Here is a 16,345-nt window from a genome sequence, read left to right on the forward strand (position 1 = left end):
ATTAGATCTGGATATTCGCCTTGGAATAGAAACGAAGGACTTCAGATGAGCGCCAAACAAAGAGCCAGAAGAGCTCTCATCTGGCGCGGCTCTTTCTCTGTCCTCGCCCTCTTCACCTTCCTGATGTTGCTCAGCGCCCTAGCTGATCGAATCACCCAATAACAAACGCCACACAGCGCCCCGCAAGGATGGCGCGGGAGCATCCTCATGTCCGCAGAACAACAACTGGCGATCCTGCCAGCTAAAGAAGTAGCCCTGGCAGTATTCAGCGCCCCCAACGGCCTCGACCCGTACCTACAAAGCGTCCGGGAAGAAATCGACAAGTTCAACGCCTCGGCTCCTGACGTGAAAACCAAGAAAGGCCAGGCCGCGTATCGCTCCATTGCTTACGACCTCGCGGGATCAAAAACGAAACTGGATAACCTGGGCAAAGAGCTTGTCGCCGAGCTAAAGGATGTCCCGAAGAGAATCGACGCTGAGCGCAAGCGTGTTCGTGACCTGTTAAGCACATGGCAGGAGGAGGTGCGTAAGCCGTTGACCGACTGGGAGACAGCTGAGCAAGCCCGCAAGGATCGGCATGTAGATTCGGTCCAGGTCATTCATGACTTCTGTCTCGACCTCTCCGACGTCAACGCTGCCGTCCTGCTGGAGTCCATCGCATCGGTTGAAGCCATTCAGATGGGTGACCAGTGGGAGGAGTTCGAAACCGAAGCCGCACGGGCCAAGGAGTCGACACTGACCAAGCTGCGCACCGCTCTCGCTGCCCGCCAGCAATACGAGGCTGAGCAAGTCGAACTGGTAAGGCTGCGCGCCGAAGCAGAAGCCCAGAACCAGCGCGACCGCGAAGCAGAGATTGCTCGCGCCGCCGCTGAAAAGGCCCGTACTGAGGCTGATCAGCGCGCCCAAGCTGAGCGCGATGCTGCAATCAAGCGTGAGGCAGACGCCAGGGCCGCAGCGGATCGCCGGGAGCTGGAGCTGAGGCTTGCCGCCGAGCAATCCGAGCGCGCCGCAGCCCAGGCCGATCGGGACAAGATCGAATCAGAGCAGCGCGCCGCTCAACAGAAGATCGACGACGAGCGCCGGCACCAGCAAGCGATGGCTCAGGCCGACACTGACCGAATCGCCGCAGAGCAACGCGCTGATCAAGAGCGAATCGACTCGGAAGCACGTCAGGTCGAAGCTGCCGAGCGCGCCAGATTGGCTGAGATCGCCCGAGCCAATGCAGCCGCTGACGAGATAAATCGCCAAGCCGCTGCTCGTGAAGCCGACATCGCACATAAAACCGCCGTACTCAAATCTGCGAAAGAGGCGGTAATGAGCGCAGGCATTCCCGAAGCTCAGGCCGTCGCCGTGATCAACCTGATCCGCAAAGGCTTAATTCCTAACGTCACAATCTCCTTCTGAGGTCGCCATGAGCAATCTTGCACTGACAGAAAACGTCGAGCGCGTGCCGGCCGTTCAAGCCGAATCAGCCACCATCATGGCGATCATCCAGCAAGTGGCCATGAGCCCCGACGCTGACATCGACAAGATGGAGCGCTTGATGCTGATGCATGAGCGCTTCCAGGCACAGCAGGCCAAGCAGCAATACGACAATGCCCTGGCCCAACTGCAGGAAGAAATGCCCGTTATCGGCGAGCGCGGCGGCATCAAGGACAAGAATGGTCGTATCCAAAGCACCTACGCGCTCTGGGAGGACGTGAACGAAATGATCAAGCCGGCGATGGCCAAGTACGGCTTCGCCATCACCTTCCGCACTCCGCGCAATGAGCGAGGCATTGAAGTTGAAGGCGTGCTCAGTCATCGCGCCGGTCACCGTGAGGTGACATCGATCGTCTTGCCGGTGGACGCCTCCGGCAGCAAAAACGGCGTGCAGGCAGTGGCCTCAAGTGTCAGCTATGGCAAGCGGTACACCGCCGGCCTACTGCTGAACATCACCACTACTGGTGAAGACGACGACGGCAACGGCCCGGCTGCCCAGGTAACACCACGCGTCACTTCTGCCCAGGCCGCCCAGCTCGCCATGCTGCTGGAAAAGTGCAGCGACAAAGCCAAGGACGCATTCAAAAAAATGCACGGCACCCCGGCATCGGTTGAGAAATCGTTGTTTGACCAGGTGCTCGCAATGCTCACGAAGTCCGCCACCCAAAACAGTAAGCCCACCGAGGACAAAGGCAATGAAGATAATCAGTAACGTCGAGCAAGGCACCCAGGAGTGGCTGGATCTTCGTCTGGGTATCGTGACCTGTTCCGAGCTGGACAGTCTTCTGGTCAACGGCAAGGGTGAGGCCGGGTTCGGCGCGGGCGCATTCACCTACATGGACACACTCATCGGCGAGCGCATCACTGGCGAAGCCGCTGACCCCTTCCAGGGCAATCGCCACACCGAGCGCGGACACGAACTGGAAGGCGTCGGCCGACAGCTCTTTGAGTCGCAGACGGGAGTAACCACCAGCCAGGTCGGGATCATCCTGAACCACGGCGTCGGCTACTCGCCAGACTCACTGATCGATGAAGACGGCTTGTGCGAGATCAAGACGAAACTGCCGAAATTCCAAGTCGGCGTGATCCTCTCCAACGAAATACCGAAAGACCACATCGCCCAGTGCCAGGGCGGACTTTGGGTCTCGGAGCGCGAGTGGATCGACTTCGTGAGCTACTGGCCGGGCATGCCACTGTTCGTCAAACGAGCCTATCGCGACGAGGCAATGATCCGGAAGCTCGCCGAGCGCACCAAAACCTTCTACGAAATCCTCGACGAGCGCATGAATCGCGTGCTCGGCATCGCAGCTTAAGGACATCCCATGCCAACACTTACCGACGTCGGCCGTATTGGTCGTGACGCAGAGCTTCGCTACACACCAGACAGCACCGCAGTCATCAATCTGGCAATCGCCTGCGAGTACGGCCGCAAAGGTGCTGACAACAAGAAGCCTACCCAGTGGATCGATGCCACGCTCTGGGGCAAGCAGGCCGAAGCCTTGGCGCCGTACCTGATCAAGGGGCAGCAGATCCACTTCACTATCGACGACGCGCACGTCGAGACTTTCACCAAGACTGCAGGAGGCGAGGGATTCAAGCTAACTGGCAGGGTCATCGTGATCAAGTTCGCAGGACCGCCGCCGCAGGCCGAGAGTGCGCCGCAGCCACGCCAGCAGCCACGCCAGCAACAGTCGGCGCCGCAAAAAAGCCAGCAAGGCGCTGCTCGGGACTTCGACAGCTTCGACGACGACATCCCGTTCGCCCCTCACCACCACCTCAACGGCGCCTGACATGCACGCTCGCGAATCTGCCGACGCACTCAGCGTCATCAAATACGCCGCGATGATGGCCGCATGCAGTAAGCAAGCCTGGGCGGTTTACTCGGTACCCAGGCAACGCTTGCTTGCCAGACCTTACACAGGTGCGCGCTTCCGACTGATGGAGGTGTGCCACCCATGAGCAAGGTCAAGCGTGTGGTCCAGCAGCGAAGACACCAAACATGGCTCGCACTGCCGGCCAGCGGAATAGAAGAGGTAGGCCATGGCCAAATCAGTACAGGAGCGGTCTGCCAAAACTGCCAGGAAGCGTGTGGCACTTGCCGAAGAGGAATTGAGGCTCAGGGTTCGCCCCGGCACCCGCCAGGCCCTGGCCGACCTGATGGAGTGGTCAGGCATTACTGAGCAGGGCGAGGCGATGACACTGATGATTCATCACCTGCACGCGCTGGGCGCCAAGTCCAGAGCCCTACTTGATCCGCCGCGCCACGAATTCAAGATATCCGAAAACGTGGCGCGGGAATTTCGCAATAAAAGCCTACTCGCGATCCAGAAAGACCCGGGCGACGAGATCATCGAGCCGAACTGATAAGCCGGGCCCGCCATTGATTCCTTTCGGACAAATCTCAGGGAACGAGCAGTACCTCATGGATTTCAATGGCAGGAATATCGACGAGCTTGCGCTTTTCAGCCAGCCAATCCCGCATTTTATTCACATCGAAAATCTGGCCCTGCTCCATGAGCGTTAAAACCAGTGCTCTGGAAATTCGATAATGGCCGCATGAAGGGCAGTCGCGCTCTTCAAAGTCGCCACCAACCAGGATGTTTTCAGCGCTTCCGGCGCAAATCAGGCAGCTCATGGCCCCCTCCATATTATTTTTATGATGATGAAGCCTGACAGGCTCTGATTACCAATCCTCGTGTTCGGTGGACCTGCATTCTGCCAACTGGTTCACCTTCTCTATTGAATCCCACACTACTGTCGCATCCGGTAACGGAGGGCGGCGCCTGACTGGAGATAATCCATGAGCAAGCCTAAAGTCGATCCGGCATCGCGTAAGGTGCTGGCCTACTCCGTAGAGACCAACGACCCCGAAGAATCCAATATCCAGTTCGCCACCTCGAACGCAGCGGCTCGACGCCAGGGTGCGGATGAGATTGGCACAGACTTCGGCGCGGTGTCCTGCCGTCGCGCTCATTGGGCTGACCAATATGCCGGCCAGCGCTTTATTACGGCGAAGGCTTACATCGACGCCGGCTGGTGGTTCGGCTGTAACCATTGCGGCGCCAGGTGCGACAGTGATGCCAGCTATTGGGATGAAGAGACCGAAACCGATATTGCACTGGACCTGGTGTTCGATGGTCGCGCGGTCTACTGCTCTGCGGACTGTAAGACCGGGCACGAAGCCGAGGTCGCGGCCCGCAATGCCAGATTTGAAAAATTCAAGGTTCGGGTAGCAGCAGAGCGCCCCGGTGTCACTTTCACCGAGTTCACCGGCGGATACCCGTGGTGCGGCAACAAAGGGCTATTCACTTTCCCTGGCGCCAAGTACGGCGGTTCTGTTACTGACACCGAAGAAAGCACAGAACTGAAATGGTATGTGGCCCACGGCGATAAAGCAGCCTGGGACTACTTCATTGCTGAGCAATCCGCTACCAGCTCCAGCCACACCTCGCGTGCCGAGGTCAGAGAACAGACTGGACCTGTTTGATTGCCCAGTCACCGAAACCATTAGTCAGGGTTCCAAAGATCAACAGCGTGATCTCGACGCGCCTCACCCGATCGACTCGACGGTTGATGTAGTCCAGGAAAGTACGCTCGGTCTCCGCTTTGACTTTCGCGGTTAATTTTTCCTTGAAAGCCGGATCAAGAGGCCCTCCCCAAAACTTTTCATAGGCGTCATACAGCTGCTTAAGCTGAGCCGCCTCATTTTTCGCTCGAAAATCGGAAATTTGCTGATGAAGAATATCTTTTAGCTTGAAGGCAGCTACTGCTACCCCGACGACGATGATTAATGATCCGCACCGATTCAGCCAGGCAGGATCGTTTGTAAATCCTGCCCACGCCCCGCCAATAAAAAAGCCGCTGGAAGCCCCAACAGACAGGCGCTCTAGCCAAGTGGTTCGCATATGTATCCCTTCTAAATCCGCTCATTTTGCGCGTTGAGATTTTCTCATACTCGGTGCCGGCTCCATGCCGGTCACCCGTAATACCCCATATCAACGAATCACGCCAGCCGGCGAGGTTGTCGGCTGCACGGAGGATAAATGAATGAGCTGGCTCTTTTCGCAGGCTCTGGTGGCGGAATACTCGGCGGCCATGCCCAGCTGGCGCTTGAGCGCACCAAGGCTGCCATAGGCTATTTCGGCGATGCCAGGATCGAAAACACCCTACCGCCGGACGCACTGGTGGTTCCGTGCGAATACATCCAGGCCATGAACTGGAGTGAATGTTGATGGCCGACTACACCGAACTGAAGCGGATGGCTGAGGCCGCACCAGAAGGACCGTGGTACCAGCATGGCGGAATCAAGCAGGTCGTTAACCATGACTGTGAGACCGTGTGCGAAACCTTCGAAGAGCATGGAGACTGCCCTACAGCGCGCTTCATAGCCGCCGCCAACCCTGCCACAGTCCTGGCCCTGATCGCCGAGAACGAAGCGTTGCGCAAGGAAAGAGACAACCTGCGCGAAGACCGCGACGGTCTACTTGAAGCAGGAGCACACCTACTATGATCGCCACCCTCTGGTTCGTCTACGTGTTCATCTACCGAGGGCCAAGGCCATGACGGACCATGAGCTGTTAAAGCTGTCAGCCAAGGCCATAGGCTTCGAGCTGGAGTATCGGCGCGGGAGCGATGCCTTCTACTACGACGATCCAGACTCAGGCCGGGAGCAATGGAACCCACTCAGCGATGATGCCCAGGCCTTGCGCGTAGCGGTCGTGCTTCAGCTCAGCGTCCTCTGGTTCACCAACCTGCAATACGTGATGGTCGAGCGGCGCGGCTTCGGCGAGAACATCGGCTGGACCGACGACGCGGATCGAGGTGGCGCGCTCCGCCAGGCAATCACCGTCGTAGCAGCACAAATCGGCAGCACGCTTCCCTAACCCCAATCCCCCTACATGTCTGCCGGTGAGCGGCGGGCGAGGTATTCCTGCATGTTCGAAACTATCGAGGTGTCGCGCGTGAAGCGCTTCGCCGCAAACACTGCTGGCCGGGATTTCGCAGTTGGCGATATTCACGGGCACTTCACCAGGCTTCAGGTTGCGCTCGATGCGGCAGGGTTCGACCCTGTTGTTGACCGGCTATTCAGCGTTGGCGATCTGGTTGATCGCGGGCCCGAGTGTCGCGCCGTGATCGACTGGCTTGCCAAGCCTTGGTTTCACCCCGTTCGCGGCAACCATGACGACTACGTGGTGCGCTTCGATACCTGCGACGTCGACAACTGGGTCTACAACGGCGGCTCATGGTTCGCTGGCCTGGCATGGGATGAGCAACGTGAGTTCGCGACGCAGTTCCGCGATATCCCTATCGCCATCGAGGTCGAGACGGCCGGCGGCCTGATCGGCATCCTGCATGCGGATTGCCCTTTCCCGTCATGGGATCAGTTGCGCGCCGAACTGGAGGCGCCGCAGAGCAACAAGCGCTTGAAGCTGGTCCAGAACACCTGCATGTGGTCCCGGTCCCGTGCCGAGAATCGCGACATGACGCCGGTCAGCGATATGCGCGCTGTGGTCGTCGGGCATACCCCGCTTCGTCAGCCGATGGTGCTGGGCAATGTGCATCACATCGACACGGGCGGCTGGATGGCTGACGGAAACGGCTACTTCACGCTGCTTAATCTGGCAACGCTTGAATGTATCCCCGGAACCCCACTGAAACTTAGTCCCGACTGGGAATAACCCCTTCTGCCGCCCAGCGCGGCAAGGACACCAAATGACCATCAATTCAGCATGGCCCGGAATGGGCTGTGGGAGCGAGCTATGAGCGGGCCAGTCAGATACAAGACCGTCGAGCAATTCTCGCGAGAGTCTGGCTATACACCAGATGCCATCCGAACCAAAATCCGTGACGGCATTTGGCCGAAGCACGCCGTCTGGAAGAAAGCGCCAGACGGCCGGGTACTTATAGATGTTGAGGGGTATTACTCATGGGTAGAGATGGGGGAGGCGTCCGCGCCGCGTCTGCAAGTAGTATCGAGATCACATTCCAATACCAGGGCGTCCGGTGCCGGGAGAGGGTCCAGCTCAAGCCCACCGCCGCTAACCTGAAAAAGGCCGAGCTACATAAGGCAGCAATTGAGCACGCCATCCTCGGCGGCACATTTGATTACGCCAAGACATTCCCAAATTCAAAGAAGGCCATGGCTTTCAAAACGCCGGAGGATCGGCAGAATCTGGGCGTGTACCTGATTGAGTGGCTGGACAAGAAAAAGGCTCAGCTCAAATCCAGCACCGCCGAGCATTACCGGGAGATGATCGCCGGGCGGCTGATACCGATGTTCGGCCACCTTTCATTGGGAGAGCTTTCCCGAAAGCACGTCAGGGACAGACTTTCGCAGTACAAAGCCGGAAACAAGACGATGACCAACCTGCAGAGCTGTTTGCGGTCATCTCTTGATGATGCGGTAGAAGACGAGATATTGGAGATCAATCCGATGGTCGGGTGGAACTACAAGAACAGGGAAGAGCTAAAGGAGGACGATGATGTCGATCCGTTCACCGTCGAAGAGCAGGAAGCCCTTCTGGCTGCGACACCACGGGATCAGCGCGCACAGATGATCTTCTCGTTCTGGACGGGCCTTCGCCCGAGCGAGCTTATTGCCTTGGAGTGGGGGGATGTAGATTGGATTGGCGGATCGGTTCGCATTGTTCGCGCCAAAACGCGAGCAGCGAATTCGCCGGAGACACCGAAAACCGCGAGCGGCCGTCGGACGGTGAAATTGTTGAAGCCTGCCCTGGATGCTCTGACGCAGCAGAAGGCTCTGACATTTTTGGCGGGGGGAAGGATATTTTTGAACCCGCATAGTGGCGAGCCATGGGAAGAGTCTGGGCGCATTAGAAAGCTGCTTTGGCTTCCAGCGATGAAGAAGTCAGGCGTGCGCTACCGCAGGCCGTACCAAACTCGCCATACCTACGCGTCAATGATGCTTTCTGCCGGAGAGCATCCGATGTGGGTGGCGAGTCAGATGGGGCACAAAGATTGGACCATGATCGCAAGGATTTATGGTCGCTGGATGCCGTCGGCGGATACCGGGGCAGGCAGCAAGGCAGAGGCTCTTTTCGGAGCTAATGCCAAGGTTATGACAACATCACCTCTACAGGCCGCAATTTACGCGACCGCAACCAAGGATACTAAAGTGGCATCTAATGTCACTGGCTGTTACCACTGATCACTCTAGACTCAAATAAGCTCCCCGCCGAACAAGTGTTCGACGGCATAACAATCAAAGGGCCCGCCACCGTGGAAAACATCAAGCGATTCAACAGCTTCGCCGAGTTTTACCCGTACTACCTGAAGGAACATGGCAACAGCACCTGCCGACGCCTGCACTTTATCGGCACCACGCTGGTGATTGGGCTTTTGGCGTATGCCCTGGGCAAAGGCGCCGTCGGCCTGCTGCTCGCGGTGCCCATCGCCGGCTACGGCTTCGCCTGGGTGGGTCACTTCTTCTTCGAAAAGAACCGCCCGGCAACCTTCCAACATCCGCTCTACAGCCTGCTGGGGGATTTCGTGATGTACCGCGACATGATCCTGGGGAAGGTGCCGTTCTAGCGGTGTGACGTCTTGTCACTTGCGCTTGAACGCTGAAGGTTTGTCCATTCGTCGATATAAAAGTCTTTTTGTCATTTACAGTGCTGTATCCTGCCAAGGCTTTTTGAGAGCGCGGAATCACCTGCGATTGAAAAAAACAGACTTTGCGAGGAGCGACGACGATGCACGAGATACCTAATCTCCCCTTCCCAAGCGTGCACCCAACTGAGCAGCCAACACCGCAGCAGGCCAGCGCCAAGCAGCCTGAGGCCAAAGAAGCAAAACCAGTCGACCGCAAAAGCCAGGACTGACGCTGTACCAGACCGTGTGGAAAGCGCAGCTTTGAGCGCTTTCCACACTGCCTGAATTTCCCGAGATACCCGCCATGACCGATAAGCACCCCGATCGCCCCGACACCGCCGTACTCGACACTGCCCTGCAGATGGTCGACGTTTGGAACCGTCTCAGCGCGGACAAACAAGCCCTCCTGCTCAAGCGCTTCGGCACCCAGGAAAACGCCTTGGCCGCCCTGGTCACCACGCAAATGCTCGCCCCCGCCCGGTCCTGACGCCGTTTAGAGTGGCGCTTTGACTTTTTACTGCCCTGCGCGGGCCAAAGCATCGGTATCATTAGCAGCCTATCTTTACCTGCTGCGACAATGGACCCTTCCCATGCCAGATACCCAGCGCCCCATGGCGGTCACGCTGCAAGTTGTTTCCATCGTGCTGTTCACCTTTATCGGCTACCTGAATATCGGCATTCCCCTGGCCGTGTTGCCGGGCTATGTCCACAGTGAACTGGGCTTTGGCGCGGTGATCGCCGGGCTGGTGATCAGTGTGCAATACCTGGCCACCCTGCTGAGCCGCCCGTATGCCGGGCGCATCATCGATAATCTGGGTAGCAAGCGCGCTGTGCTGATCGGCCTGGCGGGCTGCGGCCTGAGTGGGGTGTTCATGTTGCTCGCGGCGTGGTTTTCCAGCCTGCCGGCGCTGAGCCTGGGCAGCCTGCTCATCGGTCGCCTGGTGCTGGGCAGTGCTGAAAGCCTGGTGGGTTCGGGCGCCATCGGCTGGGGCATTGGCCGGGTGGGTGCGGCGAATACGGCGAAGGTCATTTCGTGGAACGGCATCGCCAGCTACGGCGCCCTGGCAGTCGGCGCGCCGTTGGGGGTGCTGCTGGTCAGTCACCTCGGTTTGTGGAGCATGGGCGTGAGTATCCTGCTGCTGTCGGCGGTGGGCCTGCTGCTGGCTTGGCGTAAAGAGCCGGCACCGATTGTTGCAGGGGTGCGCCTGCCCTTCATGAACGTGCTGGGCCGGGTATTGCCCCATGGTTGCGCACTGGCGCTGGGCTCCATCGGTTTTGGCACCATCGCCACCTTCATCACTCTGTACTACACCACCCAGCATTGGGATAACGCGGTGTGGGCACTGAGCCTGTTCGGCGCCAGTTTTATCGGCGCGCGCCTGTTGTTTGGCAATTTGATCAACCGCATCGGCGGCTTTCGCGTGGCGATTGCCTGCCTGTCGGTGGAGGTGCTTGGCCTGCTGTTGCTGTGGCTGGCGCCGGATGCCCAGTTGGCACTGGCGGGCGCGGCGTTGAGCGGCTTTGGCTTTTCCCTGGTGTTTCCGGCGCTGGGGGTTGAGGCGGTCAATCTGGTGCCTGCATCCAGCCGGGGTTCAGCGGTGGGTGCGTACTCGCTGTTTATCGACTTGTCGCTGGGGATCACCGGCCCGCTGGCCGGGGCCGTGGCGGCCGGCTTTGGCTTTGCGTCGATTTTCCTGTTCGCCGCCCTCGCCGCCTTGGGCGGGTTGCTGCTGAGTGTCTACCTGTACCGGCAAGCGCCCATGGCCCGCAAGGCGCGCGACGCCTAGAAGTCGACTTTGCCGCGCCCGGCCTTGATGCTGCCGCGCTTGGTCTTGGACTCCAGGCGGCGTTTCTTCGAACCCAGGGTCGGTTTGGTCGGGCGGCGTTTCTTCTCCACCTTGGTGGCGCTGAGGATCAACTCCACCAAGCGTTCCAGCGCATCGGCGCGGTTCTGTTCCTGGGTGCGGTATTGCTGGGCCTTGAGCACCAGCACACCGTCGCTGGTAATCCGACTGTCGCGCAGCGCCAGCAAACGTTCCTTGTAGAATTCCGGCAACGACGAGGCCGGAATATCAAAGCGCAGATGCACCGCGCTCGACACCTTGTTGACGTTCTGCCCGCCGGCGCCCTGGGCGCGAATGGCGGTCAGCTCGATCTCGGCGTCGGGCAGGTGCACGTTGTTGGAAATCACCAGCATGAGCAACGGGTTCCTCTAAGGGGAGCCCAAGGATACGCGAATGCGCCCCGCCCATCCCTTCAAACAACAAACCCGGCACAGGGCCGGGTTTGCTCGACAGCATCGAACGGTCATTCCACCGCCGGCATTACCGTCGCCGGGCGCTGATCCGCACTGCGCTTGTTCTTGATCCAGTAACACAGCCCCATGAACGCCACCCACACCGGGATCGCATACACCGAGACCTGAATCCCCGGAATCATCAACATGATCACCAGGATAAACGCCACGAACGCCAGACAGACGTAGTTGCCATACGGATACCACAGCGCCTTGAACAACGGCACCTGGCCGGTGCGGTTCATGTGCTGGCGGAACTTGAAGTGGGAGAAGCTGATCATCGCCCAGTTGATCACCAGCGTGGCCACCACCAGCGACATCAACAGCTCCAGCGCATGTTGCGGGATCAGGTAATTCATCAGCACCGCCACCAGGGTGATCGCCGCCGATGCGAGGATCGAACGCACCGGCACGCCGCGCTTGTCGATCTTCGCCAACGCCCGCGGCGCGTCGCCCTGCTCGGCCATGCCCAGCAGCATGCGGCTGTTGCAGTAGGTGCCGCTGTTGTACACCGACAGCGCGGCGGTCAGTACCACAAAGTTGAGGATATGCGCGGCGGTGTTGCTGCCGAGCATCGAGAACACCTGCACGAACGGGCTACCGCTGTAGGCATCGCCGGATGCGTTGAGGGAGACCAACAGGCTGTCCCACGGCGTCAGCGACAACAGCACCACCAGGGCGCCGATGTAGAAGATCAGGATGCGGTAGATCACCTGGTTGATCGCCTTGGGGATCACGGTGCGTGGCTGGTCGGCTTCGGCCGCCGTAAAGCCGAGCATTTCCAGGCCGCCGAAGGAGAACATGATGAGCGCCATGGCCATCACCAACCCGCCCACGCCGTGGGGGAAGAAGCCGCCGTGTGCCCACAGGTTGCTCACCGAGGCTTGCGGGCCGCCGCTGCCGCTGACCAACAGGTAGCTGCCCAGGGCGATCATGCCGACGATGGCCACTACCTTGATGATGGCAAACCAGAATTCAGCCTCACCGAAGACTTTGACGTTGGCCAGGTTGATCAGGTTGATCAACACGAAAAACGCCGCCGCTGACACCCAGGTCGGGATCTCCGGCCACCAGTAATGCACGTATTTGCCGACAGCCGTCAGCTCCGACATGCCCACCAGGATGTACAGAATCCAGCAGTTCCAGCCCGACAGGAAGCCAGCGAAACCGCCCCAGTATTTGTGGGCAAAGTGGCTGAAGGAACCGGCCACCGGCTCTTCGACGATCATTTCGCCGAGCTGGCGCATGATCATGAAGGCGATAAAGCCGCAGATGGCATAGCCCAGGATCATCGACGGGCCGGCGGATTTGAGCACCCCGGCCGAGCCCAGGAACAGGCCGGTGCCGATGGCACCACCGAGGGCGATCAACTGGATATGACGGTTTTTCAGGCCACGTTTCAGTTCGCCTGAAGAGGAATCGGGTCCACTCATGAAAAGGCTCTCACGCAAGGTTTGATAATGTTGAATGCAGGTTGCTGCCTTGATGTGCGACTCAAGCAGCGCCGCTCAAACCCCAGCGCAGGCACCAGGAATACAGCGTCGTTCTAACGGTCATGCGTCACCTGTTTGTTTTTATCTGTGACGAAATCGAACCCGTCTGGCTCGTGGCCAGGCGGAGTGATCAGGGTGGATAAACCCTGAGGTCTTGGCCTTTTGCGTGGTTACGCAAGGGGGTCACAGTAAAACGCGGCGCATTGTACACCGCTCGACCGCTTGCGGACGGCCCTGGCGAGCAACCGCGACAATCTGTCAGCTATTCCTTACAGCGCTGCGCCGGCCCGATACCGCGCGCGCTTCACGTAAATTAATCGTTACAGCGCGGAAAACTGGCGTTACACCCAGCCTGTATCTGTCAGTTCACAAATAATTGGCGGTAGGAAATATCCGAGCAGTCGCCAGCCCCAGTGCGCTGTTTTGCATGGGGAAAAAATCGCGAATTAAAACAGAACAAAAAATCCAAATGAGACCGTGTCAATAAATTTTTTGCATTCCGAAACACTCTCACCTAGGTTCTTTCACTTGCCCAGCGAAGCCCGCGGGCAAGCCGTTCTCAAACAACGTCCTCTAGGAGATACACCATGCAAGCACTGGAAAACGACCTGGAAACCGAACTGCAACTCGACGATTGGTTTGAAGCGCCGACCCATGAGGCCGCCGTTGAAATGATGCAAGCCGATGCCGTCGTGCCCTTTGGCACGGCGATGTGGCCTTTCTAACCCCCGGCAGGCATCCGGCAGGTGCAGTGCGCTGCACCTGCCCCCTTACCCAAGGCACAGAAGGACACTCGTCATGGACAAGGCCCGCGCCGTCGAACACTTTCTCTACTACCTCGCCCACCACCCGGCCCTCAGCGGCTTGAGCTGTCCGACCGTGCTGTTGGGCCATACCGAACGCTACGAGGCCATTGCCCAGGCGATCACCCACAGCAGTGCCGCGCGCTTCAACCTCCAGGTGCAGCGCCTGGACCTGGCCCCCAGCGCCACCCTGGCCGAGGCCATCGACACCTGCGACCTGTACCTGTTTTTCTACGACGCCTCGACCCTGCCCAACCCCCGCGCCGAAGGCCCGGACTTTATCCACGCCTTGCACGGCGTAATGGCCGAGCACTGGAAGAAATCCCTGCTGTTCAAGGACTACGGCGACTATTTCTACGACACCTTCAGCGTCGAGCCACAACGCATCGCCGACCTCAACGCCACGCTGATCCGGCGCATGTCCCAGGCCACGCTGCTGAGCTTCACCGACCGGCACGGCTCACGCCTGCAAGCGCCGCTGAACAGCATCAAGAAGTGGACCAATATCAACGGCATCGGCAACCATGACCTGGCCCCCGGCGAGATCGCCACCCACAGCGAGGCCATCAATGGTCAGGTGCGGTTTGTCGGCACCTTCCTCAGCACCATCCCCTTCGCGCGCAAATATGGCGTGCTGCAATCACCGCTGGAGCTGTGGATCGAAAACTCGACCATCTGCAGCGTCGCCAGTGACATCCCCGGGCTGGCGGACGACTTCAACAAGTACCTGAACGCCAACCCATCGAACCGCCGCGTGGAGGAACTGGGGATCGGTACCAATGAAGGGGTCAAGGATCTGTATGCGCGCAACGCCGGGTTCGAAGAACGCCACTGCGGCTTGCACCTTGGGTTGGGTGGCGGGCAGAAAGGCAGCCATCACCTGGATTTGATCTTCGCCAGTGGGGTGTTGGCGCTGGATGACAAGCCGGTGTTCGATGGCACCTTTGCGTTCTGATCAAATCCACCGCCCCTCCCACCGTTGATTGCATTGCAAATGCAGATCCAAAAAAAACGCCAACCCGAGGGTTGGCGTTTTTATGCAGCGCTTACATCACTGCGGCTTCTTGCGACCAAAACCCGGACGCTGGCCAGAACCGGCCGGTGCGCCACGGCGCTTGCCCGACGGCTCGTCCGCCACCAGTTTCAAGCCTGGGCGCTTTTTCGGCGCGGGCTTGGCTGGGCGCTTGGTGCTAGCGTTGTCTGCCGGACGACCTGCGGGCTCACCGCGACCGGCTTCACCGCGATTACCGCGACCGCCGCTTGGCGCTTCACCACGGCCGGCAGGACGCGGAGTGCGTGGCGCACGTTCGCCTTCCTGACGCGATGGCGCCGTTGGACGACGCTCACCTTCAATGTGCGGCTCACGGGAAATACGCCCGCCGGTAGCCGGTGCATTCAGCGCCGGGCGCAGGGTGCGAGCGACGCGCTCGGTACGCGCAACCGGACGCGACGATTTACGCTGCATACGGTCGAGCTTGTCTTTGCTCTTGGCGTTCATCTGTGGCATCGCGACTGGCGTCAGGCCCACTTCGGCACTGAGGATGTCGACTTCGTACTGGCTCATTTCGCGCCAGCGGCCCATCGGCAGGTCGGAGTTCAAGAACACCGGGCCGAAACGCACGCGTTTCAGGCGGCTGACCACCAGGCCCTGGGATTCCCACAGGCGACGTACTTCGCGGTTACGGCCTTCCATCACCACGCAGTGATACCAGTGGTTGAACCCTTCGCCGCCTGGAGCCTGCTTGATGTCGGTGAACTTCGCCGGGCCATCTTCCAGCACGACGCCGGCCTTGAGGCGCGCAATCATCTCGTCATCGACTTCGCCACGCACACGCACGGCGTATTCGCGGTCCATCTCGTAGGATGGGTGCATCAGGCGGTTGGCCAGCTCACCGTCGGTGGTGAACATCAGCAAGCCGGTGGTGTTGATGTCGAGACGACCGATGTTGATCCAGCGGCCTTCTTTTGGCTTAGGCATCTTGTCGAACACGGTCGGACGGCCTTCCGGGTCGTCACGGGTGCAAATCTCGCCATCGGGCTTGTTGTACATGATCACGCGGCGCACCGATTCGGCGGCCTCTTCACGCTTGATGACCTTGCCATCAATAGTGATTGCATCGTGCAGGTCGACGCGCTGGCCGAGGGTGGCCTCGACGCCGTTGACCTTGATGCGCTTCTGGGTGATCCAGGCTTCGACGTCGCGGCGCGAGCCCACGCCGATACGCGCCAGCACCTTTTGCAGTTTTTCGCCTGCAGGGCCGATTTCCTGGCTGTCGTTCTGGTCTTTGTCGTTCATCTTAAGCACCTCCCGGTGGGTCGATTCAGGCGTGGCCTGAAGAGTGTTGAAAGCGGGGCTTTGGGCGAATACATCGCCAAAGGGTCGCGAATCATACGCGCATGGCGCGCGTTGCGCATCAGAGACTAGTCGATAAGTGCCGAGTCAGCGGCTTTTCCGCCGACCGGTGGCACCCAACGCCAACAGGCGCAGCTCGGCTTCGGCGAGCACCGTGCGCTTGTCGACTTTGTCGAGCTTCTTCCAGGCGCGGATCTCACGCTTGCTGCGGCCGCAGCCGACGCAGATGTCGGCGTTGAACTTGCACAGGCTGATGCAGGGGTCTTTGGTTGAAGTCATGCTTTGCTCCCCTCCCACATTGGACCGC

General features: G+C 59.4%; 22 protein-coding genes. 16 read left to right on the forward strand and 6 right to left on the reverse strand.

Going from position 1 to position 16,345, the window contains the following annotated elements:
- The first annotated feature begins 207 nt into the window (after positions 1-207).
- The 5 genes from ACP7CJ_RS08485 (at position 208) to ACP7CJ_RS08505 (ending at position 3,846) form a co-directional block, all read left to right on the forward strand.
- A complete protein-coding gene (locus ACP7CJ_RS08485) occupies positions 208-1,404 on the forward strand; it encodes a hypothetical protein (RefSeq protein WP_426100116.1) in 1,197 nt (398 codons plus the stop codon).
- A gap of 7 nt (positions 1,405-1,411) precedes the next feature.
- Positions 1,412-2,194, forward strand: coding sequence for an ERF family protein (locus tag ACP7CJ_RS08490; protein WP_426100117.1), 783 nt, complete (start codon positions 1,412-1,414; stop codon positions 2,192-2,194).
- Positions 2,178-2,795, forward strand: a complete 618-nt coding sequence (locus tag ACP7CJ_RS08495) for a lambda exonuclease family protein (RefSeq protein ID WP_426100118.1) — start codon at positions 2,178-2,180, stop codon at positions 2,793-2,795. The genes ACP7CJ_RS08490 and ACP7CJ_RS08495 overlap by 17 nt, the downstream gene beginning before the upstream one ends.
- A gap of 9 nt (positions 2,796-2,804) precedes the next feature.
- Positions 2,805-3,272 (forward strand): single-stranded DNA-binding protein, encoded by a 468-nt coding sequence (locus tag ACP7CJ_RS08500; protein WP_426100119.1) that lies wholly within the window; start codon positions 2,805-2,807, stop codon positions 3,270-3,272.
- 250 nt (positions 3,273-3,522) lie between these two features.
- Positions 3,523-3,846 (forward strand): hypothetical protein, encoded by a 324-nt coding sequence (locus tag ACP7CJ_RS08505; RefSeq protein WP_426100120.1) that lies wholly within the window; start codon positions 3,523-3,525, stop codon positions 3,844-3,846.
- 37 nt (positions 3,847-3,883) lie between these two features.
- Here the strand turns inward: ACP7CJ_RS08505 and ACP7CJ_RS08510 are convergent, their stop codons facing one another.
- Positions 3,884-4,117, reverse strand: coding sequence for a hypothetical protein (locus ACP7CJ_RS08510; RefSeq protein WP_426100121.1), 234 nt, complete (start codon positions 4,115-4,117; stop codon positions 3,884-3,886).
- A gap of 165 nt (positions 4,118-4,282) precedes the next feature.
- On the opposite strand from ACP7CJ_RS08510, the gene ACP7CJ_RS08515 reads away from it, so the two are divergent.
- Positions 4,283-4,969: a hypothetical protein gene (locus ACP7CJ_RS08515; RefSeq protein ID WP_426100122.1), complete on the forward strand. Its 687-nt coding sequence runs from the start codon at positions 4,283-4,285 to the stop codon at positions 4,967-4,969.
- Here ACP7CJ_RS08515 and ACP7CJ_RS08520 read toward each other — a convergent pair.
- A complete protein-coding gene (locus ACP7CJ_RS08520; protein WP_426100123.1) occupies positions 4,944-5,387 on the reverse strand; it encodes a hypothetical protein in 444 nt (147 codons plus the stop codon). The two genes, ACP7CJ_RS08515 and ACP7CJ_RS08520, sit on opposite strands and share 26 nt — an antisense overlap.
- Before the next feature lie 138 nt (positions 5,388-5,525).
- Here ACP7CJ_RS08520 and ACP7CJ_RS08525 point away from each other — a divergent pair, with 138 nt between their 5' ends.
- The 8 genes from ACP7CJ_RS08525 (at position 5,526) to ACP7CJ_RS08560 (ending at position 10,880) form a co-directional block, all read left to right on the forward strand.
- A complete protein-coding gene (locus ACP7CJ_RS08525) occupies positions 5,526-5,714 on the forward strand; it encodes a hypothetical protein (RefSeq protein WP_426100124.1) in 189 nt (62 codons plus the stop codon).
- On the forward strand, positions 5,714-5,992 hold the full coding sequence (locus ACP7CJ_RS08530) for an ead/Ea22-like family protein (RefSeq protein WP_426100125.1): 279 nt from the start codon (positions 5,714-5,716) through the stop codon (positions 5,990-5,992). The genes ACP7CJ_RS08525 and ACP7CJ_RS08530 overlap by 1 nt, the downstream gene beginning before the upstream one ends.
- A gap of 49 nt (positions 5,993-6,041) precedes the next feature.
- Complete coding sequence (locus tag ACP7CJ_RS08535; protein WP_426100126.1) at positions 6,042-6,365, forward strand: hypothetical protein; 324 nt, start codon at positions 6,042-6,044, stop codon at positions 6,363-6,365.
- A 51-nt stretch (positions 6,366-6,416) separates the two neighbouring features.
- Positions 6,417-7,160, forward strand: coding sequence for a metallophosphoesterase (locus ACP7CJ_RS08540; protein ID WP_426100127.1), 744 nt, complete (start codon positions 6,417-6,419; stop codon positions 7,158-7,160).
- A 248-nt stretch (positions 7,161-7,408) separates the two neighbouring features.
- A complete protein-coding gene (locus tag ACP7CJ_RS08545) occupies positions 7,409-8,650 on the forward strand; it encodes an Arm DNA-binding domain-containing protein (protein WP_426100128.1) in 1,242 nt (413 codons plus the stop codon).
- A gap of 71 nt (positions 8,651-8,721) precedes the next feature.
- Positions 8,722-9,033: an Mpo1-like protein gene (locus tag ACP7CJ_RS08550; protein ID WP_426100129.1), complete on the forward strand. Its 312-nt coding sequence runs from the start codon at positions 8,722-8,724 to the stop codon at positions 9,031-9,033.
- A 364-nt stretch (positions 9,034-9,397) separates the two neighbouring features.
- Positions 9,398-9,580 carry a hypothetical protein gene (locus ACP7CJ_RS08555; RefSeq protein ID WP_276194589.1) on the forward strand — a complete coding sequence of 61 codons (183 nt, stop codon included), beginning with the start codon at positions 9,398-9,400 and terminating at the stop codon, positions 9,578-9,580.
- Between the two features lie 103 nt (positions 9,581-9,683).
- Complete coding sequence (locus tag ACP7CJ_RS08560; protein ID WP_276194590.1) at positions 9,684-10,880, forward strand: MFS transporter; 1,197 nt, start codon at positions 9,684-9,686, stop codon at positions 10,878-10,880.
- Here ACP7CJ_RS08560 and arfB read toward each other — a convergent pair.
- Complete coding sequence (arfB, locus tag ACP7CJ_RS08565; RefSeq protein WP_017847165.1) at positions 10,877-11,290, reverse strand: alternative ribosome rescue aminoacyl-tRNA hydrolase ArfB; 414 nt, start codon at positions 11,288-11,290, stop codon at positions 10,877-10,879. The two genes, ACP7CJ_RS08560 and arfB, sit on opposite strands and share 4 nt — an antisense overlap.
- A gap of 110 nt (positions 11,291-11,400) precedes the next feature.
- Entirely contained in the window at positions 11,401-12,822 is a 1,422-nt protein-coding gene (locus ACP7CJ_RS08570) for an amino acid permease (protein ID WP_426100130.1), read from the reverse strand.
- Positions 12,823-13,469: 647 nt separating this feature from the next.
- Here ACP7CJ_RS08570 and ACP7CJ_RS08575 point away from each other — a divergent pair.
- Both ACP7CJ_RS08575 and ACP7CJ_RS08580 read left to right on the forward strand, forming a co-directional pair.
- Complete coding sequence (locus tag ACP7CJ_RS08575) at positions 13,470-13,607, forward strand: hypothetical protein (protein WP_003175756.1); 138 nt, start codon at positions 13,470-13,472, stop codon at positions 13,605-13,607.
- Positions 13,608-13,680: 73 nt separating this feature from the next.
- Positions 13,681-14,640, forward strand: coding sequence for a leucyl aminopeptidase (locus ACP7CJ_RS08580; RefSeq protein ID WP_426100131.1), 960 nt, complete (start codon positions 13,681-13,683; stop codon positions 14,638-14,640).
- Positions 14,641-14,736: 96 nt separating this feature from the next.
- Here ACP7CJ_RS08580 and rluB read toward each other — a convergent pair whose 3' ends face one another.
- Together rluB and ACP7CJ_RS08590 are read right to left on the reverse strand one after the other, a co-directional pair.
- Complete coding sequence (gene rluB, locus ACP7CJ_RS08585) at positions 14,737-15,981, reverse strand: 23S rRNA pseudouridine(2605) synthase RluB (RefSeq protein ID WP_276194599.1); 1,245 nt, start codon at positions 15,979-15,981, stop codon at positions 14,737-14,739.
- A gap of 144 nt (positions 15,982-16,125) precedes the next feature.
- The gene (locus ACP7CJ_RS08590; RefSeq protein ID WP_247406128.1) at positions 16,126-16,317 is read right to left on the reverse strand and encodes a DUF1289 domain-containing protein; all 192 of its coding nucleotides are present in this window, start codon (positions 16,315-16,317) and stop codon (positions 16,126-16,128) included.
- Between the last annotated feature and the right edge of the window lie 28 nt (positions 16,318-16,345).

The sequence above is a fragment of the Pseudomonas sp. PSPC3-2 genome (assembly GCF_049897085.1).
Lineage (GTDB): Bacteria > Pseudomonadota > Gammaproteobacteria > Pseudomonadales > Pseudomonadaceae > Aquipseudomonas > Aquipseudomonas paraveronii.

Coding starts and splice junctions, on each gene's coding strand:
- ACP7CJ_RS08485 (WP_426100116.1), top strand. CDS start 208: ATGTCCGCAGAACAACAACTGGCGATCCTGCCAGCTAAAGAAGTAGCC.
- ACP7CJ_RS08490 (WP_426100117.1), top strand. CDS start 1,412: ATGAGCAATCTTGCACTGACAGAAAACGTCGAGCGCGTGCCGGCCGTT.
- ACP7CJ_RS08495 (WP_426100118.1), top strand. CDS start 2,178: ATGAAGATAATCAGTAACGTCGAGCAAGGCACCCAGGAGTGGCTGGAT.
- ACP7CJ_RS08500 (WP_426100119.1), top strand. CDS start 2,805: ATGCCAACACTTACCGACGTCGGCCGTATTGGTCGTGACGCAGAGCTT.
- ACP7CJ_RS08505 (WP_426100120.1), top strand. CDS start 3,523: ATGGCCAAATCAGTACAGGAGCGGTCTGCCAAAACTGCCAGGAAGCGT.
- ACP7CJ_RS08510 (WP_426100121.1), bottom strand. CDS start 4,117: ATGAGCTGCCTGATTTGCGCCGGAAGCGCTGAAAACATCCTGGTTGGT.
- ACP7CJ_RS08515 (WP_426100122.1), top strand. CDS start 4,283: ATGAGCAAGCCTAAAGTCGATCCGGCATCGCGTAAGGTGCTGGCCTAC.
- ACP7CJ_RS08520 (WP_426100123.1), bottom strand. CDS start 5,387: ATGCGAACCACTTGGCTAGAGCGCCTGTCTGTTGGGGCTTCCAGCGGC.
- ACP7CJ_RS08525 (WP_426100124.1), top strand. CDS start 5,526: ATGAATGAGCTGGCTCTTTTCGCAGGCTCTGGTGGCGGAATACTCGGC.
- ACP7CJ_RS08530 (WP_426100125.1), top strand. CDS start 5,714: ATGGCCGACTACACCGAACTGAAGCGGATGGCTGAGGCCGCACCAGAA.
- ACP7CJ_RS08535 (WP_426100126.1), top strand. CDS start 6,042: ATGACGGACCATGAGCTGTTAAAGCTGTCAGCCAAGGCCATAGGCTTC.
- ACP7CJ_RS08540 (WP_426100127.1), top strand. CDS start 6,417: ATGTTCGAAACTATCGAGGTGTCGCGCGTGAAGCGCTTCGCCGCAAAC.
- ACP7CJ_RS08545 (WP_426100128.1), top strand. CDS start 7,409: ATGGGTAGAGATGGGGGAGGCGTCCGCGCCGCGTCTGCAAGTAGTATC.
- ACP7CJ_RS08555 (WP_276194589.1), top strand. CDS start 9,398: ATGACCGATAAGCACCCCGATCGCCCCGACACCGCCGTACTCGACACT.
- ACP7CJ_RS08560 (WP_276194590.1), top strand. CDS start 9,684: ATGCCAGATACCCAGCGCCCCATGGCGGTCACGCTGCAAGTTGTTTCC.
- arfB (WP_017847165.1), bottom strand. CDS start 11,290: ATGCTGGTGATTTCCAACAACGTGCACCTGCCCGACGCCGAGATCGAG.
- ACP7CJ_RS08570 (WP_426100130.1), bottom strand. CDS start 12,822: ATGAGTGGACCCGATTCCTCTTCAGGCGAACTGAAACGTGGCCTGAAA.
- ACP7CJ_RS08575 (WP_003175756.1), top strand. CDS start 13,470: ATGCAAGCACTGGAAAACGACCTGGAAACCGAACTGCAACTCGACGAT.
- ACP7CJ_RS08580 (WP_426100131.1), top strand. CDS start 13,681: ATGGACAAGGCCCGCGCCGTCGAACACTTTCTCTACTACCTCGCCCAC.
- rluB (WP_276194599.1), bottom strand. CDS start 15,981: ATGAACGACAAAGACCAGAACGACAGCCAGGAAATCGGCCCTGCAGGC.
- ACP7CJ_RS08590 (WP_247406128.1), bottom strand. CDS start 16,317: ATGACTTCAACCAAAGACCCCTGCATCAGCCTGTGCAAGTTCAACGCC.